The 23,648-nt window shown below is 56.9% G+C and carries 20 protein-coding genes and 1 tRNA gene; 6 read left to right on the top strand and 15 right to left on the bottom strand.

Going from position 1 to position 23,648, the window contains the following annotated elements:
- Positions 1 to 102 precede the first annotated feature (102 nt).
- Complete coding sequence (locus DTQ13_RS09155; RefSeq protein ID WP_248460649.1) at positions 103 to 2,808, bottom strand: valine--tRNA ligase; 2,706 nt, start codon at positions 2,806 to 2,808, stop codon at positions 103 to 105.
- 97 nt (positions 2,809 to 2,905) lie between these two features.
- Positions 2,906 to 4,357 (bottom strand): TolC family outer membrane protein, encoded by a 1,452-nt coding sequence (locus DTQ13_RS09150; RefSeq protein ID WP_081563152.1) that lies wholly within the window; start codon positions 4,355 to 4,357, stop codon positions 2,906 to 2,908.
- A gap of 197 nt (positions 4,358 to 4,554) precedes the next feature.
- Between DTQ13_RS09150 and DTQ13_RS09145 the strand changes: the two genes are divergently transcribed.
- Positions 4,555 to 4,628: transfer RNA gene (locus DTQ13_RS09145), tRNA-Cys, on the top strand.
- A gap of 350 nt (positions 4,629 to 4,978) precedes the next feature.
- On the opposite strand, the gene glk is transcribed toward DTQ13_RS09145, so the two are convergent.
- Entirely contained in the window at positions 4,979 to 5,968 is a 990-nt protein-coding gene (gene glk, locus DTQ13_RS09140; RefSeq protein WP_248460648.1) for a glucokinase, read from the bottom strand.
- Between the two features lie 95 nt (positions 5,969 to 6,063).
- Positions 6,064 to 6,858: an SDR family oxidoreductase gene (locus tag DTQ13_RS09135; RefSeq protein WP_043560141.1), complete on the bottom strand. Its 795-nt coding sequence runs from the start codon at positions 6,856 to 6,858 to the stop codon at positions 6,064 to 6,066.
- Between the two features lie 87 nt (positions 6,859 to 6,945).
- On the opposite strand from DTQ13_RS09135, the gene DTQ13_RS09130 reads away from it, so the two are divergent.
- Entirely contained in the window at positions 6,946 to 8,124 is a 1,179-nt protein-coding gene (locus DTQ13_RS09130) for a hypothetical protein (RefSeq protein WP_043560144.1), read from the top strand.
- A gap of 52 nt (positions 8,125 to 8,176) precedes the next feature.
- Here DTQ13_RS09130 and thiL read toward each other — a convergent pair whose 3' ends face one another.
- Genes thiL through nrdR form a run of 3 tightly spaced genes read right to left on the bottom strand, consistent with a single transcriptional unit; the run spans position 8,177 to position 10,092 of the window.
- Complete coding sequence (gene thiL, locus DTQ13_RS09125; RefSeq protein WP_081563150.1) at positions 8,177 to 9,121, bottom strand: thiamine-phosphate kinase; 945 nt, start codon at positions 9,119 to 9,121, stop codon at positions 8,177 to 8,179.
- 12 nt (positions 9,122 to 9,133) lie between these two features.
- The gene (nusB, locus tag DTQ13_RS09120; RefSeq protein WP_154981445.1) at positions 9,134 to 9,616 is read right to left on the bottom strand and encodes a transcription antitermination factor NusB; all 483 of its coding nucleotides are present in this window, start codon (positions 9,614 to 9,616) and stop codon (positions 9,134 to 9,136) included.
- Complete coding sequence (nrdR, locus tag DTQ13_RS09115; protein WP_043560151.1) at positions 9,613 to 10,092, bottom strand: transcriptional regulator NrdR; 480 nt, start codon at positions 10,090 to 10,092, stop codon at positions 9,613 to 9,615. The genes nusB and nrdR overlap by 4 nt, the downstream gene beginning before the upstream one ends.
- A 151-nt stretch (positions 10,093 to 10,243) precedes the next feature.
- Between nrdR and DTQ13_RS09110 the strand changes: the two genes are divergently transcribed.
- Complete coding sequence (locus DTQ13_RS09110; RefSeq protein WP_248460646.1) at positions 10,244 to 10,753, top strand: copper chaperone PCu(A)C; 510 nt, start codon at positions 10,244 to 10,246, stop codon at positions 10,751 to 10,753.
- Between the two features lie 11 nt (positions 10,754 to 10,764).
- Here the strand turns inward: DTQ13_RS09110 and recQ are convergent, their stop codons facing one another.
- The 4 genes from recQ to cydD all read right to left on the bottom strand — a co-directional run bounded on the left by recQ (position 10,765) and on the right by cydD (position 16,510).
- On the bottom strand, positions 10,765 to 12,609 hold the full coding sequence (recQ, locus tag DTQ13_RS09105) for a DNA helicase RecQ (RefSeq protein ID WP_248461254.1): 1,845 nt from the start codon (positions 12,607 to 12,609) through the stop codon (positions 10,765 to 10,767).
- Between the two features lie 41 nt (positions 12,610 to 12,650).
- Complete coding sequence (locus DTQ13_RS09100; RefSeq protein ID WP_043560156.1) at positions 12,651 to 13,067, bottom strand: OmpA family protein; 417 nt, start codon at positions 13,065 to 13,067, stop codon at positions 12,651 to 12,653.
- A 111-nt stretch (positions 13,068 to 13,178) separates the two neighbouring features.
- Positions 13,179 to 14,816: a thiol reductant ABC exporter subunit CydC gene (gene cydC / locus DTQ13_RS09095; RefSeq protein ID WP_248460645.1), complete on the bottom strand. Its 1,638-nt coding sequence runs from the start codon at positions 14,814 to 14,816 to the stop codon at positions 13,179 to 13,181.
- Positions 14,813 to 16,510, bottom strand: a complete 1,698-nt coding sequence (gene cydD / locus DTQ13_RS09090) for a thiol reductant ABC exporter subunit CydD (RefSeq protein WP_248460644.1) — start codon at positions 16,508 to 16,510, stop codon at positions 14,813 to 14,815. The genes cydC and cydD overlap by 4 nt, the downstream gene beginning before the upstream one ends.
- A 133-nt stretch (positions 16,511 to 16,643) precedes the next feature.
- On the opposite strand from cydD, the gene DTQ13_RS09085 reads away from it, so the two are divergent.
- Positions 16,644 to 18,458, top strand: coding sequence for an ABC-F family ATP-binding cassette domain-containing protein (locus DTQ13_RS09085; RefSeq protein WP_248460643.1), 1,815 nt, complete (start codon positions 16,644 to 16,646; stop codon positions 18,456 to 18,458).
- Positions 18,459 to 18,510: 52 nt separating this feature from the next.
- Here the strand turns inward: DTQ13_RS09085 and DTQ13_RS09080 are convergent, their stop codons facing one another.
- A complete protein-coding gene (locus DTQ13_RS09080; RefSeq protein ID WP_248460641.1) occupies positions 18,511 to 18,933 on the bottom strand; it encodes a superinfection immunity protein in 423 nt (140 codons plus the stop codon).
- 47 nt (positions 18,934 to 18,980) lie between these two features.
- A complete protein-coding gene (locus tag DTQ13_RS09075; protein WP_043561244.1) occupies positions 18,981 to 19,961 on the bottom strand; it encodes a Gfo/Idh/MocA family protein in 981 nt (326 codons plus the stop codon).
- Positions 19,962 to 20,116: 155 nt separating this feature from the next.
- Between DTQ13_RS09075 and secD the strand changes: the two genes are divergently transcribed.
- Complete coding sequence (gene secD, locus DTQ13_RS09070) at positions 20,117 to 21,655, top strand: protein translocase subunit SecD (protein ID WP_192848197.1); 1,539 nt, start codon at positions 20,117 to 20,119, stop codon at positions 21,653 to 21,655.
- 5 nt (positions 21,656 to 21,660) lie between these two features.
- Entirely contained in the window at positions 21,661 to 22,590 is a 930-nt protein-coding gene (gene secF, locus DTQ13_RS09065; RefSeq protein WP_248460640.1) for a protein translocase subunit SecF, read from the top strand.
- 82 nt (positions 22,591 to 22,672) lie between these two features.
- Here secF and DTQ13_RS09060 read toward each other — a convergent pair whose 3' ends face one another.
- Both DTQ13_RS09060 and mscL read right to left on the bottom strand, forming a co-directional pair.
- Positions 22,673 to 23,011 carry a hypothetical protein gene (locus DTQ13_RS09060; RefSeq protein WP_248460638.1) on the bottom strand — a complete coding sequence of 113 codons (339 nt, stop codon included), beginning with the start codon at positions 23,009 to 23,011 and terminating at the stop codon, positions 22,673 to 22,675.
- Positions 23,008 to 23,460 carry a large conductance mechanosensitive channel protein MscL gene (gene mscL, locus DTQ13_RS09055; RefSeq protein ID WP_043560173.1) on the bottom strand — a complete coding sequence of 151 codons (453 nt, stop codon included), beginning with the start codon at positions 23,458 to 23,460 and terminating at the stop codon, positions 23,008 to 23,010. The genes DTQ13_RS09060 and mscL overlap by 4 nt, the downstream gene beginning before the upstream one ends.
- Positions 23,461 to 23,648: the final 188 nt, after the last annotated feature.

Here is a 23,648-nt window from a genome sequence, read left to right as displayed (position 1 = left end):
CAGGGACGGTTGTCAGTACCGTCCCTCTCGATAAATCCCTTGCAATAAAAAAAGCCTGCCGCTTCAGGGCAGGCTTTTTTTTACTCTGATGGCAACGGGAAATCAGCTTATACGCCCCAGAGCTGTTTTCTGCTTGGCAAGCTCCTGCTGGAACGTCTCCAGCCGGTCACGATTTTCCTGAACAACCTCAGGCTTGGCACGGGCAACAAAGTTCTCATTGCCGAGCTTCTTTTCGACCTTGCCGATTTCCCCCTCAAGCCGTGTGATTTCCTTCTGGAGACGGGCTTTTTCCGCCTCAAGGTCGATCACACCCTCCAGCGGCAGGAAGATGGTTGCTTCATCCAGAATGAGCTGGGCAGCCATTTTCGGCGGCTCCCCTGCCAGTGGTGAAACTTCGGAGGCACGAGCCATCTGGTCGATGGCAGCCTGCCATTTACGGGCCCGTTCGAGCGTTTTTTCCGAAGCATCACGTAGCAGCAGCGGGGCTTTCTGGGATGGCGGAACATTCATTTCTGCCCGAACAGTCCGCACATCACTGATCAACCGGATGACCCAGTTGACTTCATCCGCAGCGTCTTCAGCACCGGCAATCTGGGGAATCTCAGGCCAGCTGTCGGTCCCAAACGGTCCAGAATAACCCAGCTTCTCCCAGAGCGTGCTGGTCACGAATGGAATGACGGGGTGCATCATGCGCAGAATAATACCCAGTACATACGCACCAGCTGCCTTCAGCTCTTCTGCCTCCACACCACCGGCCCGGAAGGTCGGTTTGGAGAATTCCACGAACCAGTCACAGAAAATATTCCAGACAAAATTGTAACAGCAGCGTGTGTACTCATCAAAACGGGAGGCTTCCAGTGCCGCATCGGCTTGTGTCACGGCCTTGCGGGCTTCCTCCAGAATCCAGCGGGCCATGGTGGACTGGACAGCAGATGGATTGAAACCGGGATTCGGTTTCACGCCATTCATCTGGAGGAACCGGGAGGCGTTCCAGAGCTTCGTGATGAAGGCTCTATGTTCTTCAACACGGGTACGGCCCAGCTTGATGTCCCGTCCCAGCCCAGCACCCGCAGCAATGGCAAGGCGGGTAGCGTCCGCCCCGTAATCGGCAATCAGATCCAGAGGATCAATACCATTGCCTCGGGACTTGGACATTTTCTGTCCCTTCTCATCCCGAACAAGGCCATGGATCAGTATTTTGCGGAAAGGAACCTTCCCCATGAAGTGAAGCCCCATCATCATCATCCGGGATACCCAGAAAAAGATGATGTCAAAGCCGGTGACCAGGGTGCTGGTTGGATAATAGAACTCCAGCTCTTCCGTCCTGTCCGGCCAGCCCAGTGTCGTGAACGGCCAGAGAGCCGAGCTGAACCATGTGTCCAGCACGTCTTCATCCTGCGTCAGGGTGATGGAAGGGCCAGCCTTCTTCTGGGCTTCTTCTTCCGTCTCTGCAACGTAGGTTTTTCCATCAGACCCATACCAGGCCGGTATCTGGTGCCCCCACCAGAGCTGACGGCTGATGCACCACGGCTGAAGGTCCCTCATCCAGGCGAAGAAGGTATTCTCCCATTGTTGGGGTTCAAAGACCATTTCACCGGACTGGACAGCCTCGACGGCGGGCTGTGCCAGTCTGGGCGCATCGCAGTACCATTGCAGCGTCAGTCTCGGCTCCACAATGGCACCGCCACGTTCGGCTGTGGGTACCTGAAGCACATGGGGCTCGACTTTTTCCAGCCAGCCCATCTCTTCCAGCTTTTCAACGATCTTCTTACGGGCCTCATCACGGTGGAGACCTTCCAGAGCCTGGACGAACTCGATGTCGCTTATGCCAGCGTAGTCAGCCAGTTCGGCACGGATATCATCCAGCCAGATGCAGGCGCTTTCATCCAGAATGGTCGGTGCTGGCAGGTCATGACGCTTTCCGACTTCGAAGTCATTGAAATCATGAGCTGGTGTGATTTTGACAGCCCCTGTTCCCTTTTCCGGGTCTGAATGTCCATCTGCCACGACAGGGATGCGCCGCCCCGTCAGGGGAAGGATGATGGTCTGGCCAACCATGCTGGTATAGCGGTCATCTTCCGGATTGACGGCCACAGCCACATCGCCCAGCATGGTTTCCGGTCGGGTTGTGGCAATCGTGATGGTTCCACCGTTTTCCAGAGGATAACGGATATGCCACATGGAGCCTTTTGTTTCCCTGTTCTCCACCTCCAGATCAGAAATGGCCGAGCGGAAAACAGGGTCCCAGTTGACAAGACGACGGTCCCGATAGATCAGCCCTTCTTCATGCAGCTGGACGAATACCTTGCGAACGGCGCGTGACAGACCTTCATCCATGGTGAACCGTTCACGGGTCCAGTCCGCCGAGGCACCAAGGCGGCGAAGCTGCTGGATGATGGTCCCGCCATATTCATTCTTCCAGTCCCAGACACGCTCAATGAAGCGGGGCCGACCAAGCTCTTTCCTGTTGATGCCTTCCTTGTCCAGAGCCCGTTCGACAACCATCTGCGTGGCGATACCGGCATGATCTGTACCGGGCTGCCAGAGAACATTGGCCCCTTTCTCCCTCTGCCAGCGGATAAGAATATCCTGGAGAGTGAAGGTCAGGGCGTGCCCGAGATGCAGTGTCCCCGTGACGTTGGGGGGCGGAAACATGATGGAATAAGGTGAGCCACCTTTCCCGGGGTCCGCCCTGAACGTCCCGGCATTTTCCCACAATCTGTAAAGCGTGGTTTCGTAATCGGCGGGGATGAAGGCCTTTTCCAGATCGGAAGGAATCAGAGAAGAGTGTGCATTCTGTTCGGACATGGTTTCCCGGGTCATGATGTAGCGTGTCAGAGGGTGATGTTCATATCACCGGCATGAAAACTTGCCGATAGGCAGAGGTGAAAAACCCCTCCCCCATTTATCGGCCTGGCTGGTTTACCTGATAATCCCCAACGCCCCAGAGGCGGTTTTTAACGGCATGATAATAGGCTTTTTCATCATACAGGGGGACATTCAGTTTCAGGTCCACAGCGGTGAGATGGCCCATGGCACGGGCAATGTCGTAGGAGGAGGTGACCAGGGATGTCACGCTCTGGATGAGTGCACGCTGTGACTGCAACAATGTCGCCTGCTGCTGGAGGACGGACAGGGTTGTTGCCGTACCGACAAGAGCCTGCCTTTCGACACCGGCAAGGGCCGCCATATTGGAGGAAACGGCAATCTGGTGGCTGCGGAGCGTGTCCTTGATGGACATGTAGGTCTGCCAGCTTTCTGATGTCTGCTCCAGGGCAGACCTGCGCTGGACATCCACCTCATTGCGGGCTGCGATGGCCGTCTGGCGGGCCTGCCGGACGGCTGCATATTCACTCCCTCCCTGATAGAGGGGAATCTGGAGGTTGAGCGTGGCGTATTTGTTGTCCTGCAGGGACTGGTCCTGCCCCTGATCTTTTGAACGCTGATAAGCCACTCCGGCAGAAAGTTTGGGCATGATGGCCGACATCTGGAGGGAGATGTTGTCTTTCTGCTGTGCTTCATTGAAGAGTGCGGCGATCACGTTCGGATTGTTCCGCACGGCCTCTGCTACGGCTTCCTGTTCCGTACGGACAGGCAGGGCCAGAGGCTGTGGTGGAACAAGGTCTGGTGGGGCCGGCACACCAACGACCTGGAGATAGCTGGCCTGGGCTGCCTGCACAGCACCTTCTGTCTGATGACGTTCGGCCGTGGCTGTTGCAAGGGCACCCTGCGCCTGCGCCACGTCTGTCCGGCTCAGTTCCCCGAGGCGGAAGCGCCTGTTCGCTGCATCCAGCTGGGCCCGCAGAGCCCTCTCATTATTGATGCTGACCTGGAGGAGCTGAAGATTGGCGACCAAACGGACATAGGCATTCATGGCCCCGTAAAGGACCTCCTGCTCCGTTTCTATCAGCCGAGCTCTCTGGGCAAAAATCTGGTTGCGGGCCATATGGATGCTCGCAACCGTTTTTCCGCCCTGATAGATGGGCTGGGTCAGCGATACGGTCGTGTTGTAACCGCCACTGTTATAATGCTGGATGTTGGGCAGCCTGACAGTCTGGCCATTGATCTCGGTCTGCTGTGTGTAGCGGCTGCTGCCCTTGTAGTAGGTCAGTGACCCATTGGCCGTAATGGTTGGTCGCCACCCCGCCTCTGCTGCGGACATCTGCTCATCAACAGAGCGGAGCTGCGCCCGGGCTTCCCGAAGCTGGGGGTTCGTCAGATAGGTCAGAGCCAAGGCATCTTTCAGGGTATGAGGGACGAACTCCGGGTTGCCATTGGGATTTGTAACCGCTGTCTGGGCATGGCCATGCTGGCACAGGAGCCCGGCTCCAACACATAGGCCCAGCCCCATCTTCATCGATTTTCTAATTTTTGAAAAAAAATGGGGCGGGAGTTTCATGCTCGTTAATCTGCCGGTTTGGTCGTCTGTTTCGGAAAAGATGCGCAAGAGGGACTATAAGGGAGAATCTCACTGAAAATAAGCGAAAAATGCCCTGTATCGTTTTCTCCCTATTGACCTGTGAGTAATAATCCTTATTAAGGACACACACCTGAGGTCTGGTGGCAGAATGGCTATGCATCGGACTGCAAATCCGCGTATGTGGGTTCGATTCCCGCCCAGACCTCCATGGTGTTATCCCGATTCCTCCCGATACGTCCCAGACACCTTGAGAAACAGCCATTCTCGAGGTATCCCACAATTTTGGGGGTATATAAGGGGGTAATATTTCTGGGGAATTTCCCTTTTTGATGACGGTTTTTTGTGTGGTCGCAGGCCACACAGGCGCTTCATGGAATTTCAGATTCTACTTCGTCCAAGCTGTTTCTCCCGAAACATGATGAAAAAGGGTGCGGCTTGGCAAAACATGGAGCGAATGGAACAGGGCCCTCGATCAGACCTGCATTTTTTCAGAAAATCATATCATGATGAAGGAAGGGAGCATCCTCTTTCTGGATGACTCCCTTCCCCTCATTCAGATCAAGCAGTTTCTGCCTGTTTGCTGGCTGTTTTGCTGGCATAAGCAGCGGCAGCACCGTACAGGCCAGGCTGCGGATGTGTGATGATTTTCACCGGCATTTCGCTCATCATGGTTTCGAAACGCCCCTTGGCGATGAACCGCTCAGCAAAGCCGGAATGCGGTAGAATATTTGCCAGGCGCTGGCCCAGCCCACCGGCCACAACAACACCATGAGCCCCATGGGCAAGAGCCAGGTCCCCGGCAACAGCTCCGAGACTCAGGAAGAAGCGCTCCAGTGCTGCGGCGGCCAGATTGTCCGTTCCTTCCATCGCTGTGGTCCACAGGGTGCGGTTGTCCTTGATGGTGATGGGACGATCCTGAAGTTCTGCAATGACTTCATACAGGTTGGTCAGGCCCGGCCCTGAGACGATTCTCTCAACAGAAACACGACGGAAACGTTCACGAAGCGCCTGAAGGATATGATCTTCCACCGCATCCAGAGGCGAGAAGTCCATGTGCCCACCTTCCGTTGCGATCACATGATACCCATCTTTGCCACGCAGAAGGCTTGCCACCCCCAGTCCCGTACCCGGACCAAGAATGGTGATGGTCCCCTCGGAGGGAAGATCAACATCTGGACCACACAGGTGGTTCATGTATTCCGGGCCAACCTGGGCCACAGCATGACCGATCGCTCCGAAGTCGTTCACCAGAACGAAATCATCCAGCTTCAGGCGGCTGCCAAGCTGGGCCGGCTGGATGATCCACGGATTGTTGGTCATCTTGAGGACTTCGCCATTGATCGGACAGGCCACGGCAATGCCCGCTTCCCGGGGAATGGGGCGCCCCAGTGACCGGCCAAAAGCCTCCCATGCCAGCGCCAGGGAAGCGTGCTCGGCACATTTGAGTGTCGTTGCTTCCCCGAGAGACACCACCCGACCATCCTTGATTTCAGCGATGGCAAAGCGGGCATGGGTTCCGCCGATATCAACGGCAACAATTTCTTTCATACGTTTATCCCTTCAATACGCAGAGAGATGTGCTGCCCCATTTTCCCATGCCCCCTTCCTGTCTGCAAGCACCTGACCTGTAAGGTTTTCTTCAATTATTGGTGGGCAGTCTTTTCATGTTCAGGATGCTGCATGACATCCAGCCGCCGCAGGATGCGATGGGCGATAGGACGGGGAAGGACCATCTCCAGCAGACGGGTCAGCTGGAACACCCACGGGAATACGAGAACCCCCCTGCCCTGATTGATGCTGCGGGCGATTTTGCGGGCTGCTTTCTCCACCGGAACGAGGAAAGCCTGCTCACCGTCCAGCCGCTGGCTCATGGGGGTATCTACAAAACCTGGAGCGATCAGGCAGACACGGACATTATGAGGTGTCATGGCTGCCTGGAGGGCCGTGCTGAAGCGTCCCAACCCTGCTTTGGAGCCACTATAGACTGTGGCCAGCGGCAGATCATGGAAGGAAGCGACAGACCCCATCAGGGCGATGCGTCCATGACGACGGGCTGCCATGCGGTTTGCCATTTCGGTGGCCATGGCCACAGGGGTGGCAAAATTGACCATGGACATTCTGAGGGCTGTCTCTGCTGATTCAGCAAGGGCGCCATGAGGCCGGATGTCCGCCATCCCGGCTGAGAGGATCAGGATGTCGATCGGCAGCTGGTCATCGGTATAGGCAAGGGCTTTCAGGGCCTCATCGGCCTGTGTCAGGTCGATGCTGAAGATGTCCACGCTGGCACCTTTTGCACGCACTGCGGACGCCGTTTTTCCCAGCCGCTCTTCACTCCGTCCCCACAGTGTCAGATGTACGCCGGGACGGGCATAATACTCCGCCAGAGCCGCCCCGATGCCGCTGGAAGCGCCAGTTATGAGGATGTGATGCCGAGGCATCGTTGAGTTTTTTTCTGGTCTGGACATGAAGCCCCTTTCATTTTTGCCCTCTAGCGGGAAGGCTCGTGTACGAGTATAGCCATTGCTATGCAATGTGAAGCGCCAAACTCTCAATCTGCCAAGGTCGATGTTCGTCCCGTGACCACACGGGGAGATTTACGTCGTTTTATCACACTTCCGCGCCATATCTATAAAGGAATGGACGGCTTCGTCCCCCCGCTGGACATGGAGCAGAGGCACCTGCTCAGCCCCAAGGAATCCCCGGTTTTCCGCCATGCGGAGATACAGTATTTCTTGGCTTGGTGCGATGGTCGCCCCGTTGGACGAATCGCCGCGATTGTCGATCATAAGGCAATTGATCACTGGCAGGAAGTTATTGGGCAGTTTGGTGCGCTTGATGCCATTCCTGAACGGGAGATTGTCTCAGCCCTTCTACAGGCTGTTGAGGATTGGCTGAAGAAACGGCAGATTTCCAAGATACGCGGCCCAGTCACGCTGAGCGGAAATGCGGAGACCGGGACCATGGTGGAAGGGCAGCGCTCCGCCCCCATGATTGCCATTCCCTGGCACCCGAAAGGTCTGGATGCCCTCATCCGTCAATGTGGATATGAGAAGGCGCAGGACCTGCTGAGCTACCGGCTGGAGTTGGATGGAACGACGGAAGAGCGCTTCAAGGTTCCAGGCAATCTGAGACTCGGTGAAGGGCGGCTCAGCACGATTACGACCCGCAATCTTTCCAAGAAGGAAATCACTACCCAGGGAGAGGTGCTGCGGAAGCTGTATAATGATGCCTGGTCACATAAGTACAATTTTGTGCCCATGCAGGATTACGAAATGACGGCCATGATCGAGCAGATCAAGCCGCTCCTGCGCCCTGAGCATTATGTCCAGATTGATCAGAATGGCGAACCGGTTGCCATGGCCATGGTTCTTCCCAATCTCTACGACATTGCGGGGGATCTGGGAGGAGCACCATCACCTCTTGGGTGGATGCGGCTTGGCTACCGGCTGGCAACGCACCGTTTTCGGTCGGCCCGTGTGATTCTGCTGGGTGTTTCCAGCAAAATGCGCGGAACGATGCTTGGGTCGCTTCTGCCTTCTCTCGCCATTGTGGAACTGATGCGTCGTGGTCATACGCTGCCTTACAAATGGGTTGAACTTGGCTGGGTTCTGGAGAGTGATGTCGGAATGAGGAATCTGGCGGAATCTCTCGTGCCTCATCCACATAAAACACATCGTCTTTACGAAAAAAATCTTTCTGCCTGATGAGGCTGGGTGGAGGAAGTGCCATTCTTCCTCCATCATGGTCTGGCAGTGATCAGAAATGCTGCCAGCCGGTCCGTGAGAAATTGATGGGGGCGTGCTGTCTGTCCAGCATGGTCACGCCTTCGCCTTCTGTCACCATGCCCACTTTGGTGAGGGGCACACCGTGCTGTCTGCAATGGGCCTGCAAAGCGTCCTCGCTGGCGGCGGGGCAGGTCAGCAGAAGTTCGTAATCATCCCCTCCGAGGAGGATTATCTCCCGGTGAGTCGCCATATGGGCAGCAACCTCAGGGACAAGAGGCAGCTTTTCTTCAAAAAGAGTGATGGCCACACCAGATTCTTCGGCAATATGGCCAGAATCCTGCAACAGACCGTCCGAGATATCCATGGCGGCACTGACGATACCATACAGGGAAAGGCCGGTACGAGGTGTCGGTATACGATAGGCCTCTACAAGAGAAGCGTCCCCTGTCGCCAGTTTGCCCAGTCGGATCTGCAATCCCAACGCAGCCCGCCCGAGACTGCCGGTAATCCAGACACCATCTCCTGCTCTGGCACCATCACGGCGTAAAACCTGTCCCCGCTGGACTGACCCCAGAATGGTGACATTCAGCATCAGCGGGGAAGGACTGCCAGTTGTGTCGCCTCCCAGAAGAGAAATGTCATACTGTTTCTGATCCGCTGCCAGCCCGGCAGCAAATTCCGTAAACCAGGCTTCATCATAATGCCGTCCTGGCGGAACACTGACATTCAGCATGTAATGGCGTGGCCGGCTGCCCATGGCAGCCAGGTCTGAGAGATTGCAGCGTAGCAGCTTGCGGGCAATCGTCCCTGCCGGATCATCTGGGAGGAAATGAAGCCCCTCAACCATGGTATCGCTGGAGAGAACAAGTTCTTCCCCTGCTGGGAGAGCCATGGTTGCTCCATCATTGCGAAGCTCCATGGCGCCCGGCCCTGCAAGTGGACGGAAATGCCGGGCTATGAAGTCAAACTCGCCCATCTGTACCGTCCTTTACCGTGCGCCCTGCTCTCCGCCCAGCTGACGGGCAAATCTGTCCAGAATGCCATTGACCATCTTCGGTGCATCCCCACTGAAAAAGCCATGGGCGACATCCAGATACTCATTGATGGCAACCTGGGCTGGCAGCCCTGTCATCATTTCTCCAATAGCCGTGCGCAACAGGGCACGCAGGACAGGGTCAAGACGGTCCATCGGCCAGCTTTCAGGAAGCAGTGCTGTCAGAGTCGTGTCGATGGCATCCTGTTTCAGCACGGCATTGCGGACAAGCTCTTCCAGCAGGTTCAGGTCGGCATCAGGAATATGGCCATCTTCAAAACAGGCCGTAGAGGCAACATGCCGGTGCCGGATGAACTCCATGAGGACACTCTCGGGATTGGCACCTGTCTGTTCGCACTGATACAGGGCCTGCGTGGCTGCCATGCGGGCAATTGTCCGGCTGCGTTTACGTGATGTAGTGGATGACGGTTCGGTCATGGGGTCTCCTGAGAGGGGGGATTGGCGGGGCTGTTCATATCGACAAGAATTTTGGAGAACGCCTCAATCTCCCGAAAATCTTTATAGACACTGGCAAAGCGGACATAGGCAACGCCATCAATCTCACGCAGCGCATCCATGACGAGCTCTCCGATCCTGTAGGATGGGATTTCCTGTTCGCCGGAGGCTTCCAGCTGTCTGACAAGGCCATTCAGCAGGCGCTCCTGCTGTACCTCATCGACAGGCCGTTTCCGCAGGGCAATCCGGATGGACCGGGCCAGTTTGTCACGATCGAAAGGAATGTGGCGACCATCGGCCTTGATGACGGTCAGTTCACGCAGCTGCACACGTTCAATGGTGGTGAAGCGTTGCGCACAGGCACAGCAGACACGCCGACGGCGGATGGCAGCACCATCTTCTGCCGAGCGGCTATCCTTGACCTGCGTTTCCTGATTTCCGCAAAAAGGGCAGTACATGGCATAATCCGAAAAGCAACCAGAGCAGGGTCTTTCTTGACCCCGCCTGCTGCACAGTTTATCGGAAATGGCAGCATTGAGGAATATGAAAGGGCTTTTTTCTTTATGATTGCCCTGTCTTTTCCCAGGCCATATGGCAGGAGCGAGGATCATGAACAGGACAGGACGCAACTCCCTGACAATAGCAGCCCTGCTGATCGGTCTCGGGCTGGAAAGTGCCGCCGCCGCTACCGACAGCGGTGTAGCCCCCCCGCCTCTTTCCCTGAAGAGCATCATCATCAATGATGCCGCGCTGCACACACGCTACAGGGAAGCTCCGTTTGCTTTCGGGACATTCTCGTTGAGCAATCATGGGGTAACGGACATGCTGCTGCGCGGTATCACATCTCCCGGATGCAATTCCGTCACGTCGAACCGGAACAGCCAGGTTGCGATCCAGTCTCCCCGGCAGACATATGATATTTTCCAGCGCATGGCTGTGCCGCATGAAGGGACGCTCGTTTTTCCGACAAGTGGCTATCATCTGATCTGCCACGGACTGAAAGTCCCCTATCAGGCTGGCAGCAAACTTGATTTCACGTTTCATTTTCAGGATGTGGGAGACGTGACGGCTTCGTTTGTCATGCAGCCGATTGTGGAAGAAAAACACGTCGGCCCCTGATGCTCCCCTTTTCAGGGAGCTTCCTGCAGAATGGCCAGAACCGCATCGCCGTAACGTTCGATCTTGCTCTGACCAACCCCACGGATATCTCCCAGCTCCTGCCTGTTGGTTGGACGGGCCCGGATGATCTCCCGCAAGGTGGCGTCACGAAAAATGATGTAGGGCGGGATTTCCTGCTGATAGGCTTCTTCCCGCCGCCACATCTTCAGCGCCAGGAAATGGCGATATTCTTCATCGGAAAGCCCTTCATTGGGGTCATTCCGTGGCGTGTCCCCCATGCTGGCCATGTGGCGTGACGTTGCATCTTCCCTCAGGCTGACGGACACCTCTCCCCTGAGAATGGGCCGTGCTGTCTCCCGCTTCAGTCCCAATCCGCCATGATCCCCCACCATGCCAATCGCACCACGGGCTATGAGCTGCCGGATGACCATACGCCACCAGACATCCGTTCTGTCTTTCCCAATCCCGAAGACTGAAAGGTGCTGAAGGGCGTGGCGTTCCACCGCTTCTGTCATTTTGCCCTTGAGAACAGCAATGAGCTGCACGGCTCCAAACCGTTCGCCTGTCCTGTATATGGTGGAGAGAACCTTTTGTGCTGCTTCAGTGGCATCAAAGGTAGAGGGAGGATGCAGACAGTTATCGCAATGGCCGCAGGGTTCATGCAGCGTTTCACCGAAACAGGCCAGAATGGCCTGGGTCCGGCAACCTGTTGTTTCTGTCAGGGAAATCATGCTTTCCAGCCGTCCCTGCATCGCCCGTTTTTCCGCCTCCGGCACCTGGGCTTCTTCCAGCCAGTAGCGGGCTCTGGCGACACCTTCTCCGCTGTAAAGCAGAAGAGTATGCGATGGTTCACCGTCACGTCCAGCACGGCCTATCTGCTGGTAATAGCCCTCTGGTGACGTCGGCATGTCCAGATGGATGACGGTGCGGACATCTGGGCGGTCGATGCCCATGCCAAAAGCTATGGTTGCCGCAACGATCATGGGCTCACCAGAACGGAACCGCAACAGGACATTCTTCTTGTCGGCGGGGGACATGCCAGCATGAAAAGCAAAAGCTGTATGGCCTTTTTCACGCAGCTGCCGGGCCAGTGTTTCCGTCTTCTTGCGGCTACCGCAATAGACGATGGCCGCACCCTGTCCCATATGGTGGTCCAGTGCATCCAGAACCTGACGTGTCTCCGAGTGTTTGGGCTGGGCCTGAAGAAACAGGTTGCTCCTGTGGAAACTGCCCATCAGTATGTGAGCCTGGGGCATGTCCAGAGCCGCCAGCATGTCACTTCGTGTGCGAGGGTCTGCCGTGGCTGTCAGCGCAATGCGGGGAACTCTGGGGAACAGCTGCTTCAGATTGGCCAGCTCTCGATATTCCGGCCGGAAATCATGGCCCCAGGCGGAAACGCAATGCGCTTCATCAATAGCAATGAGCGACAGGCTGCATCGCCGCAGCAGGTTGAGGCTGTACGGTGTCAGCAGTCTCTCGGGTGAAATATAGAGGAGGTCGAGCTGATCACAGAGCAGATCCTCCCGGACTGTCTGCTGATCCTGATACTCCATTTCGGAATGAAGGGCTGATGCCCTCACCCCGAGCTGCCTCAACCCGGCAACCTGATCTTCCATCAGGGCGATCAGGGGGGAGATGACGAGCCCAACCCCTTTGCGACAGAGAGCCGGTACCTGATAGCACAGGCTCTTCCCGCCGCCTGTTGGCATGAGGACGAGAACGTCCTCCCCTTTCATGACGGCCTGAACGGCACTCTCCTGAAGGCCCCGGAAGCTCTCAAAACCAAAAACCCGGTGCAGGACAGCTTCAGGAGTTTCACCAACATGACGGGGAAAGCGATCAATGGGGTTCCCTATTCCTTCGCAGGGTTCCCCGTCATGCTGATCGTGCTCCTGAATCAATGTGCGCCCAGATGGACCGTGACACGACGGAAGGCGACGCGTGAATTCTCGACATCTGTTGGCACGAAGGGTTCCTTGCGGATATCCTCACGCTTGATGCCATCCCGCACCAGCACATCAACCACAGAATCCGCACGGGCATCTGCGAGTTTTTTCAGCACGTCCGCATCCTCATTTTTCCCGGCAGAACCGGAAACCGTGATGTGCGAGATATTCCGTTTGTGGGCGGCATCAACGGCGCTGGCGATGATGGCCTCCCCTGTGGGGCTGAGGGTCACAGACTCCGTATCAAAAAACACGACATAATCATCCCGCGGCGGATGCGATACGCAGCCAGCCAGAAGCCCGGCCACCATGAGGGAGGTCGCCCCCACGGGAGCAAGACGACGCATGAAAGCAGAAACTTTCTTCATGGGAGCATCCTTCTCGTTACCTATGGAAAATGATCATCTTTAACTGCCCGTGCTTTGAGCTCCGGTCAATATGGGTCTGGGCCCTGGGAGTGGTAAAAATGCATCCATGGCTCAAAGAGGCTGGGACTTCAGGCGTCCCTCATGGAGGGTCCAGAGGTGATCCAACTGTTCCACTCCTGTAAGACGATGGGTAATCAGCAGGATGGTACGGGAGCGGTCTAGCTGGTTGAGTGTTGCCAGAAAGGCACGTTCCGTCTCCAGATCGAGCCCGGTACCGGGTTCATCAAGGATCAGTACCGGGGCTTCAGAAAGCAGCACGCGGGCCAGAGCAATGCGGCGCCCCTGCCCGCCGGAAATGTGGGACCCGTTTTCACCAATCCAGCTATCCAGCCCATCAGGCAGGGAACGCACGAAATCAGCAATCTGCGCCTGTTCCAGAGCAGCCCAGAGGGCTTTGTCAGAAAAGCCCTCCCGTCCCAGAAGCAGATTGGAGCGGATTGTGTCGTCAAAAAGATGGCTTGCCTGAGAGAGCCATGCCACCTGCTCCCGCAGGGCCTCGGTCTGGATGGAAGCCATGTCCTGCCCACCCAGTGTAATGCTTCCTTCCTGAGGCGCCACGACCTTGAGCAGCAGCGCTGCAAGACTGGACTTCCCGGCACCTGATGGTCCGACAAGTGCGGCCCTTTCCCCTGCCCGGAGTCTGAAATTCACATTCTGCAGAACGGGTTTTTCCGGTGTCCAGCCAAAGGTGACGTCCCGCCCTTCAATCTCATGGCCAGCGGGGGCAGGCGCTGTTCCTTCTGCGGGAGTGCCTTCAGGCATGACCGTGGCATCCACCACACGTTCTGCCGCATGGCGGATGCGCCCGAAAAGAAGGCCTGCCCTTGGTAGATCCACGATGCTGTCCAGAGCAGTCATGACAACAAAAAGAATGGTGATGCCCATGACAGCCTGCTCTTCAGGGAAGAAGACTCCCGCACATCCTGCCAGAGCAAGGATGATCCCCAGGCGGGTCAGCAACAGGGAGATGGCATGGATGTGTGCCATGGCCTGTCCCTGGCGACGCTGCACGGTGTAAAAGGCTTCCTCTGCGGCCAGAAACCGCTCTGCAGCGGCATCTTCCTGCCCGAAGATGCGCAATTCACGCATCCCTCCCACGAGATCAAGGGCCTGATTGTTCATGTCAGCCTGCGCCTGTTGCAGCTCTGGCCCCCAGCGATAGGACAGTTTCGCCATGAGTACCGGCAAGGCAAAGGCGACCAGGCAGAAAATGACACCGATACTGAGTGCCAGGAGCAGGCTTCCCTTCAGACAAACCCAGATGACGATGGGCAGACTGAACAGCGCCGTTGCCAGCGGGACCAGAATACGCAGATAGAGGCTGTCCAGACTCTGCACATCGGCCACGAGGCGGGAGAGCAGATCACCAGAACGCCGGAAGCCCAGCCCAGCTGCGGCTCCTTTGGCCAGATTTCTGTAAAACCAGAGGCGGATGTCTGCAAGAACCCGAAAGGTGGCGTCATGCGTGGCCAGACGTTCCAGATAGCGGAGAATGATACGGGCGGCGCCAGCAAAGCGGAGGATGCCAAAGGCAACGACCCCACCAATGGCGATCAGCCCGAGGCGGGAGCCGGTCTGCCCCATGAGCAGGAAAGCGGCACAGACGGAAAGTTCGGCCAGAACCAGCCCGATAAGCAGGCGTCCCCCACGGGCTTTCCATACATTCCATAATGGCTGCAATTGCCTCATGCCAGTGTCTCCTGTTCCGTAAGCCGTCCCGTCTCCATGGTAAGACGCACGGTCTCACCAATATTGTGGAACTGGGGCGAATGGGTGGAAATCAGGGCTGTACGACCCTTCAGCAGCCTCCGGAGAGACATGAGAATGTCCTGCTCCGTCATGGGGTCAAGATGGGCGGTAGGTTCATCCATGATGAGCAGCGGGGCATCTTTCAGGAAGGCACGGGCGATGGCGATCCGCTGGGCCTGCCCACCTGAAAGGCCGAATCCTCCTTCACCCAGTCTGGTCTCCAGCCCATCAGGAAGCAGGGGCAGATATCCCGTGATGGAAGATGCTTCCAAAGCCGCCTGAAGCTGCTTTTCAGACGCTTCAGGTGCAGCGAACATGATATTCTCACGCAGCGTACCTGCAAAAATGACCGGCTTCTGACCAATCCAGCTGATCTGTTGCGTGATTTCTGCCGGGCCTAGCGCCTGGAGGTCGACACCGCCAAGACGTATGGAACCTTCGAGGGGCCTGATGAAACCCAGCAGCATTTCAATGAGGGTTGATTTTCCAGCTCCTGATGGGCCCGTCAGCAGGGCCACGTCACCCGCCTTGAGCTGGAATGATACATCGTCAAGCGCGAGTGGCCGATCCTTTACCCACTGATAGGAAACCCCCTGCACATCAAGCTCAATACCCCGAGCCGTCCGCTCGGCACGTGGCTGGTCAGCAGATGTGCCAGCTGCCATTTCTGGCAGGGTCGGCAGTTTCTGTATGGCCTCGCCGCTGCTGGTAATCTGTGCTCTGTCCTGATAGGCCGCTGAGAGTGCACGGAATGGCGCAAAGGCTTCTGGTACCATGAGCACGGCAAACAGGATGCTGGTTGTCTGCGCAACAGACCCGCCATGCATGAGACCGTGGCGCTGGTCGATCACGATCCAGACCAAGGCAACGATCATGGCAACATCAGTGGATGCTGATGTCAGAAAGGCCAGACGCAGCACTTTCATGGTCCGCTGTCGCAGTTCATCAGCAGCCCGCCCCAGGCCTTGGGCATCTTTTTCCGCATTGCCGGAAAGAACGATGGTAGCAATGCCCCTGATCCTGTCCAGAAAACGGACCTGGAGGCGGTTGAGGGCAAGAAGCTGACGGCGTGAGGCAATGGCTGTAGCAATGCCGAACACGGCCTGGAAAAAAGGAAGGGAAAGGCAGCATCCCCCCAGAATGAGCCCTGCCCGGTGATTCTGCCAGAACACGACAAGAACGACAGACCACTGCGCTACCACCCAAAGGGCCGAGGCAGGCAACCAGCGGGCAAAATAGCCCTCCAGCGCTTCGATGCGGTCTGTCAACAGAGACGCCAGTGCAGCACTGTGCTGATGCCGGAGCAGCGCCGGCCCCTGTGCAAAAAAGCGGGACAGCAGCTCGCGCCGCAGGCGTTTGCGGGCCAGCTCACCGCTGGAGACAGCCAAGTGTTCCTGCACATATCCCAGAATGACACGGACGACAGACATGAGGATGAAGATACCCAACCAGCGGGCATCCAGCCTCCCCCCGCCTGCCAGCAGGCCTGCCAGAATGGAGGCCAGGCTCCATACCAGCACCATTCCGGCAAGGACGTTGCACATTCCGATCAGGGCCATACACATGGTGGCTGGGCGATTGGCGCCATTCTGCTGCCGTACCCAGCCTTTGAGCATCTTCTTGTCTGCCTTCATGGGGAGACATATACAGAGGAAGCGGGGAAAAGAAAAACAGACAGAGTAAAAGTTTTCCATCGGAAAAATCTTTCTTTCACCTCTTCATCCGTTCCATATTGCAAATCTGCTCCGGTTTCTTCACATCAGGCCCATGTCTGCACCAATCCTCAATCTACAGAACATTTCATATACTCTGGGTGGCCGTCCGTTGCTGGACGGTGCCACGCTCTCCGTGTTGCCGGGTGAACGGCTCTGCCTTGTCGGGCGAAATGGCTCGGGCAAATCCACCCTGCTCCGCATTGCAGCGGGGGAGCTGGAACAGGATGATGGCGAGCGTTTCCTCCAGCCAGGGCTGAAAGTACATTATCTGCCGCAGGAACCCGACCTTTCTGGGTGGGACACGGTTTTCGATTATGTGACGGCGGATCTGGACGAGACAGCCCATTACCGGGCCCGAGCCATGCTGAGTGAGCTCGGCATGGATGGTCGTGAAAAATGTGCCAGTCTTTCTGGAGGGGAAGCACGCCGAAGCGCCCTTGCCCGGGCTCTGGCAACTGAGCCGGACCTTCTCCTTCTGGATGAACCGACCAACCATCTGGACCTCCCCTGCATCGCCTGGCTGGAGCGGGAGCTTCTGGCCTCGGGAGCGGGGATGATCATCATCAGTCATGACCGCCGCTTTCTGGAAACATTGTGCAAGGCAGTCATTTGGCTGGATCAGGGGGGCACGCAGAGGCTAGACGCCAGCTTCGCCCATTTCGAATCATGGCGGGACGAGCAGATTGAGCTTGCCGAACGGGCAGCGCACAAGCTGGACCGTCAGATTGCCCTTGAGGAAGACTGGATGCGCTATGGCGTCACAGCACGCCGAAAGCGAAATGTCCGTCGTGTTGCTGAACTGGCCGCCCTGAGGGCGGAGCGGCATGATCTTGCCTCCCGCCAGAGAGGCTCCCTGAAGCTGGAAGCCAGTGAGACGGAGAATACCAGCAAGATTGTCATGGCTGCGGAAGGTGTTGGCTGGGCCTATCCGGAGCGTCCCCTCATCCGTGATCTGACGCTGAAGGTGACCAGAGGCGACCGGTTGGGAATCTGCGGGGCCAATGGGGCCGGGAAAACGACGCTTCTGCGCCTGCTGACCGGTGAGATGACCCCACAGGCCGGTGAAATCAGGCGTAGTCCGTCCATCCAGATGGTGACGCTGGACCAGCAGCGCAGCGCCCTGGATGGCGACCAGAGTGTGGCCAGCTTCCTGACGGACGGACATGGCGAGATGGTACAGGTCGGCACGGAAAAACGGCATGTCATTGGGTACATGAAGGACTTCCTCTTCCGGCCGGAGCAGGCCCGCACGCCAGTCAGCCATCTCTCCGGGGGAGAACGGGGGCGGCTGGCGCTGGCGGCTGCCTTGGCCCGTCCTTCCAATCTGCTCGTGCTGGATGAGCCTACCAACGATCTGGACCTTGAGACGCTGGATATGTTGCAGGACATGCTGGGCGATTATGCTGGGACGGTTCTGCTCGTCAGTCACGATCGTGATTTTCTGGACAGACTGGCAACCTCAACTCTGGTGGCAGAGGGTGATGGCAGCTGGATTGAATATGCTGGTGGCTATTCAGACATGCTGGCCCAACGCAGGGGACGGTCTCCCGTAGAGAGACGCCAGAAAGACACGGCCCCCTCCTCCAGCGATACAGGTTCTTCCCCTGTACGTACTGTCAAACAGACCGTCAAACTGAGCTACAAGGAACAACGGGAGCTGGACCGGCTGCCTGAGCTTCTTGAAAAACTTGAAAAAGACGCCATGCTTTGCCGGAATGCTCTGGCTGACCCCGGGCTGTACAACCGGGACCCTGTCCGGTTTGAAAAGATTACGGCTGCGCTGGAAGACACCGAGACAAAGCTGCGCCAAGCGGAAGAGCGCTGGGTTGAGCTTGAAAGCAAACGGGAAGAACTGCTGGAAAACTGATCTTCGGCAAAGGTCCTTCCAGCCTGCAATGGCGGGCTGGAAGGACATGCCGTTACAGGCGGTTGATGAGACGTTCCTTGGCCTTGGCGAATTCAGCTTCTGTCAGGGCGCCACGGTCTTTCATCTGGGCGAGCTGCTCCAGCGTTTCAGTTGGCCGGTCAGAAAATGATCCTCCAAAAGATTGGGTCCGATCATGTGCCTGATAGGGGCCCCAGCCCTGTCCATCCTGAAATGCCACCAGTTTTTCTTTTGGCCAGAGTGCCCAGATGAGCAGGCCGATCCAGAAGAACCCTGTCCACCCAGCAAAGACATTCAGACCGATGAGAAGCCATTTCTGGGGATGCTGCCGCATGATGGCAATGATGCTGGGCAGGAAATACAGCGCCAGCATGGAGAGCATGAGGATGGCGAAGATCAGCAGGCTCAGATAAGGATTTATGGCGTTGATCTGCTGCGTGTAGTCAGTCATGTCCATGATGATTGTCCCTTCATGTCGTAAGGAAATGCACTATAGTGTCCTGATCAGTCGATCAGACCTGCATGCCGGATCAACTCCTGCGCAGCCCGTATCTCTTCACCAACTCTCAGGGCAGCGTCAAGAGCCCTGAGACCGGCCTGTCCATCCACCATCACGGGAGCACCATCCAGACAGGACGCCACAAAAGCATCATGCTCGGCAGCCAGGTTGTCATGGTCATGCCACCGCACACTCTGCCGCCGGAAGCCATTGCTGCCCGGGAGGGGTATTCCTTCATGACGGTTTATGAAAACCAGCTGTCGACTCATGAAATCCGCCGAGAGATAGCCTTCTTGAGAGAAAAGACGCATTTTCCGTTCGGTCTTGAGAGAAATGCGGCTGGCCGTAATGGAGGCAACGCAGCCATTGGCAAAACGGACACGTGCATTGGCGATGTCTTCATGAGCACTGGATACGGCGGCGCCCATCGCATCAATATGGAGGATGGGGCTGTCCACAAGGGACAGGATGAAGTCGAGATCATGAATCATCAGGTCCAGCACGACTGATACATCCGTGCCCCGCTCCTTGTAGGGAGCGATCCTTGTGGCCTCGATGTACAGAGGCTGTTTCATGCGGGCTGAAATGGCCTGATGCTCGGCCGAATAACGCAGCAGGTGTCCGACCTGGAGGATGCGTCCCTGCTCTCCAGCACAGCGTACCAGTGCGGCCCCTTCTTCTTTTGTGGCGGCGAGAGGTTTTTCAACCAGCACGTGGCAGCCGGCCATCAGGGCCTGTTGTGCCATCTGATAATGTGTTTCGGCAGGGGAAGCGATGATGACAGCCTCACACCGTTCCAGAAGCTCCTCGTAGTTTCTGAAGGCAGAGGTTCCCGTTTCTTCCGCAATGCTTTGGGCACGACCATGATCAGGGTCGTACAGCCCGACCAGCCGCTCCCGGGGGTGTCTGGCAGCCTGGAGGGCATGGTAACGGCCAAAATGCCCGGTACCCGCAATGGCGACATCAAGGAGCTTTTCCGTCTTCATGAAAGGAATCATAGCACCCGGAAATGCTTGTGCAAGGCGCCATGCAGCCATGCATAATGGTTGCAATAAAATACTGGAGAGGGCATGGTCGCACCCATCTGCGAGATTAGTTCTGGCCTCTTCATTTCCACGTTTTTGAGGTTCTCTGACCCCTTATGTTGTATTACAGCCGCCTCAGGATGTTAGGCGTGGTGGGCATCTGTCTGATCAGTGCCCTGCTCTGCCTGCCCAATTTCATGAAATCTCCCTCATCATCCCTGCCCTGGCATCAGGTACATCTGGGGCTTGATCTGAGGGGAGGCTCCTATCTCCTGTTGCAGCTGGATACGAAAACCCTCCAGCATGACCGGCTTCAGTCACTGGAAGGTGAGATCCGTCAGGGGCTGCTTAGTGCCCACCTTGGCTATCGGCTCATCCAGCGGGATGATGCTACGGCCTCCGTGCTGCTCACGCCCCGCTCCGAAAGTGAAAAGGAGAGCGACCGGAAGGTTCTGGAAGAACTGACGCCCTCCATTCCTGGTGAACTGGCCATCAATGAGAAAGATGGCCGCTTCGTCATCAGCCTGACACCGGAATCCATCCGGGCCCGGGCCCGGGAGGCTGTGTCACGCTCCATCGAGATTGTCCGCCGCCGTATCGACAGTACCGGTGCCATCGACCCGAGCATTGCCCGTGAGGGGGAAGACCGCATCGTGCTGGAACTGCCGGGCATCAGCGATCCTCAGCGTATCAAGACCCTGCTGGGCACAACAGCCCGCATGACCTTCCATCTCGTCTCTCCAGACCCGCTCCATGCTGGTCCCGGCACGACCATGCTGCCCCTGCCTGAGGGGCGTGGAGAAATCGCCGTGGAGGACAGGGTCGACGTGGATGGTGCCAACCTGACAGACGCCGCTGCCACAATGAATGAGGGGCAATGGGTTGTCGAACTGAAGTTTGACAATAAAGGTGCAGATGACTTTGCCCGCATTACGACAGAGAATGTCGGCAAGCCGTTCGCCATCGTTCTGGACGGTCACATCCTGACAAGCCCTGTCATCAACGGCCCCATCACGGCGGGGCGCGGGATCATCACCGGGCGCTTCACGGCTCGTTCCGCCTCCGACCTGGCGCTGCTGCTCCGTGCCGGGGCCCTTCCTGCTCCCCTTGCCGTAGTGGAACAGCGCAGCATCGGGCCGAGCCTTGGTGCGGCCTCCATCCATGCTGGTGTGGTCAGTCTTGTGGCTGGCTTTGTGCTGGTCGTACTGTTCATGCTGCTGTTCTATGGCCGGTTCGGCCTGTATGCGGACATTGCGCTGTTTGCCAATCTGGTCATGATCCTGGCCATCCTGTCGCTTTTTGGAGCAACACTGACCCTGCCGGGCATGGCGGGTATCCTGTTGACCCTCGGCATGGCGGTGGATGCCAATATTCTTATCAATGAGCGTATCCGGGAAGAAGTAAGGAACGGCCGGAAACCTCTTCAGGCGCTTCAGGCCGGGTTCCAGCGGGCCACAGGGACCATCATCGATAGCAATGCTACGGCCTTCCTCGCCCATGTCATGCTCTTTGTCTTTGGTACGGGGCCGGTCCGCAACTTTGCCCTGACCATCACCATTGGTATCGTCACCACGCTGTTCACGACGCTGGTGCTGTCCCGCATGCTGATTGTCCGTTGGTATGCTCATAAACGTCCACAGGAATTGCCGGTCTGATCGCCATGTTTTCTCGCCCTCTTCTCCGTTTCGTACGTGATGACCGACAGATCCACTTCATGCGTGGCCGTCATGCCGGTCTGATTGTCTCCGCCCTTCTCTCCATCGCCTCTGTGGTGCTGTTCATCGCGCCGGGCCTCAATCTGGGGCTTGATTTCCGGGGTGGAATCATCGTGGAAACCCACTCTCCAGCAGCGGAAGATCCCGCCCATATGCGGGAGGTCCTCAAGGCCGGTCACATCAATGCGGCCTCCGTACAGTCTTTCGGGTCTCCGCAGGATGTCCGCATTGCCATCAACCTTCCGCCAGGGGGTGAAGATGAGCATGTTACCCAGAAGCTGGTGGATCAGGTCCGCACGGTCATCGTGCAGGCTGTTCCTGGTGTCCAGATCCAGCGGGCTGATGCTGTCGGCGGGTCCGTGTCGTCCGAACTGTTTCGGGATGGTGTGCTTGCCCTCCTCTTCAGCCTCGGGATGATTCTCATCTATATCTGGTTCCGCTTCGAGCGCGAGTTTGCCCTGAGTGCTGTCATCACACTCGTGCTGGACCTGACAAAAACCATTGGTTTTCTAGTGGTTACACGGTTCGAGTTTGACCTCGTCATGGTTGCGGCACTGCTCACCATCTTGGGTTATTCCACAAATGACAAGGTGGTCGTGTATGACCGTATCCGTGAGAATCTCCGCAAATACAGGGCAATGCCTCTGCGGGAATTGCTGGATCTTTCCATCAATGAAACACTGAACCGGACACTGGGTACGTCCATGACGGTGTTCCTTGCCGCTCTGCCTCTGGCACTGTTTGGTGGAAGCACGCTGACCGGCTTTGCTACGGTCATGCTGTTCGGCATTGTCGTGGGGACATCATCATCCATCTTCATTGCCGCACCACTTCTGCTCCTGATGGGGCAGAAGCGACTGCGCAAAGCAGGCTGAGACCAGCCTTTTCACCGGAATATGGTCAGAAAAAAGGGGGCTCTGGAGCCCCCTTTTCTGTATCCTGTCCAGCTCCCGGGAACTATTTCAGGATAAGCCCAAGATAACGGGTCAGTATCTGTTCCGCCCTGAAGTCCGACCTGATCGTCTGTGAGTCCAGATTGTGGATCACAGCCTTGCGGGTCACCTCATCCATCTGGATCAGCGTGGGCATATCTTTCTGGTGCAGTTGGCCCAGCAGGAAAGCGCCACGGGCCATTCCATTGATGATGAAATATGAATAAAGGTGCGCATTGGGCGACAGAGGGACCCCGAAAGCTGTACCATCCGCCCTAGCGGAACTGGCAGACAGGACGCCTGCCAGAGCAAGACCCGCCAGGGCGCATAGTGCCGTCATTTTCATGGGGAAAAAACGGGTCATTTCTCTACTGCGCGTGCCGCCAGGAGGTCACGGATCTCCGTCAGCAGCACTTCCTCTTTGGAGGGAGCCGGCGGGGCGGAGGGCTGCGCTTCTTCCTTGCGGTGCAGCTTGCCGACCAGACGCATTACCCAGAAGATGAAGAAGGCAATGATGAGGAACTGGAGGACCGCATTGAGGAACAGGCCCACATTGATGGTCACGGCTCCGGCCTTCTGTGCCTCTGCCAGTGTATCCTTGACCGGCCCTTTCAGGGTGATGAAGATGTTGCTGAAGTCCACGCCCCCCGTCAGAAGACCCAGGATCGGGGTCAGGAGATCCTTGACGGCGCTGTTGACGATGGAGCTGAAAGCAGCGCCAACCACCACACCGATTGCCAGATCCACGACATTCCCGCGCATGATGAATTTCTGAAAATCAGAAACCCAGCCAGGTGTTTTGATAGGACTCATATAGCCTTTTCCTGAAATTTGAAGAATCTAGACCGCACGACAGGCATGATCTGTGCCATGTAGCCGAGCCCTGCCGTAGCATACAGCGTATTATGGCAAAACTGTATGAAGTCTTTAAGAATCGCTTTATCAACAAAAAGAATGATGCCCAACCTTTATTTTCCGAGCCATATCCTTTATGGAGGGCT

Origin of the sequence: Parasaccharibacter sp. TMW 2.1888 (assembly GCF_023167265.1) — a bacterium.
Classification (GTDB): Bacteria; Pseudomonadota; Alphaproteobacteria; order Acetobacterales; family Acetobacteraceae; genus Bombella; species Bombella apis.
This window is presented reverse-complemented; position numbering and strand designations above follow the sequence as displayed.

Bases quoted from the DNA above. Each gene is read 5' to 3' on its own strand.
- secD (WP_192848197.1), top strand. From the start codon at position 20,117: ATGTTGTATTACAGCCGCCTCAGGATGTTAGGCGTGGTGGGCATCTGT.
- nusB (WP_154981445.1), bottom strand. From the start codon at position 9,616: ATGACCGAACCGTCATCCACTACATCACGTAAACGCAGCCGGACAATT.
- glk (WP_248460648.1), bottom strand. From the start codon at position 5,968: ATGAAAGAAATTGTTGCCGTTGATATCGGCGGAACCCATGCCCGCTTT.
- DTQ13_RS09080 (WP_248460641.1), bottom strand. From the start codon at position 18,933: ATGGACATGACTGACTACACGCAGCAGATCAACGCCATAAATCCTTAT.
- DTQ13_RS09100 (WP_043560156.1), bottom strand. From the start codon at position 13,067: ATGAAGAAAGTTTCTGCTTTCATGCGTCGTCTTGCTCCCGTGGGGGCG.
- DTQ13_RS09155 (WP_248460649.1), bottom strand. From the start codon at position 2,808: ATGTCCGAACAGAATGCACACTCTTCTCTGATTCCTTCCGATCTGGAA.
- DTQ13_RS09085 (WP_248460643.1), top strand. From the start codon at position 16,644: ATGTCTGCACCAATCCTCAATCTACAGAACATTTCATATACTCTGGGT.
- cydC (WP_248460645.1), bottom strand. From the start codon at position 14,816: ATGAGGCAATTGCAGCCATTATGGAATGTATGGAAAGCCCGTGGGGGA.
- DTQ13_RS09130 (WP_043560144.1), top strand. From the start codon at position 6,946: ATGCAATGTGAAGCGCCAAACTCTCAATCTGCCAAGGTCGATGTTCGT.
- DTQ13_RS09150 (WP_081563152.1), bottom strand. From the start codon at position 4,357: ATGAAGATGGGGCTGGGCCTATGTGTTGGAGCCGGGCTCCTGTGCCAG.
- DTQ13_RS09060 (WP_248460638.1), bottom strand. From the start codon at position 23,011: ATGACCCGTTTTTTCCCCATGAAAATGACGGCACTATGCGCCCTGGCG.
- DTQ13_RS09110 (WP_248460646.1), top strand. From the start codon at position 10,244: ATGAACAGGACAGGACGCAACTCCCTGACAATAGCAGCCCTGCTGATC.
- cydD (WP_248460644.1), bottom strand. From the start codon at position 16,510: ATGAAGGCAGACAAGAAGATGCTCAAAGGCTGGGTACGGCAGCAGAAT.
- thiL (WP_081563150.1), bottom strand. From the start codon at position 9,121: ATGGGCGAGTTTGACTTCATAGCCCGGCATTTCCGTCCACTTGCAGGG.
- DTQ13_RS09135 (WP_043560141.1), bottom strand. From the start codon at position 6,858: ATGCCTCGGCATCACATCCTCATAACTGGCGCTTCCAGCGGCATCGGG.
- secF (WP_248460640.1), top strand. From the start codon at position 21,661: ATGTTTTCTCGCCCTCTTCTCCGTTTCGTACGTGATGACCGACAGATC.
- mscL (WP_043560173.1), bottom strand. From the start codon at position 23,460: ATGAGTCCTATCAAAACACCTGGCTGGGTTTCTGATTTTCAGAAATTC.
- nrdR (WP_043560151.1), bottom strand. From the start codon at position 10,092: ATGTACTGCCCTTTTTGCGGAAATCAGGAAACGCAGGTCAAGGATAGC.
- DTQ13_RS09075 (WP_043561244.1), bottom strand. From the start codon at position 19,961: ATGAAGACGGAAAAGCTCCTTGATGTCGCCATTGCGGGTACCGGGCAT.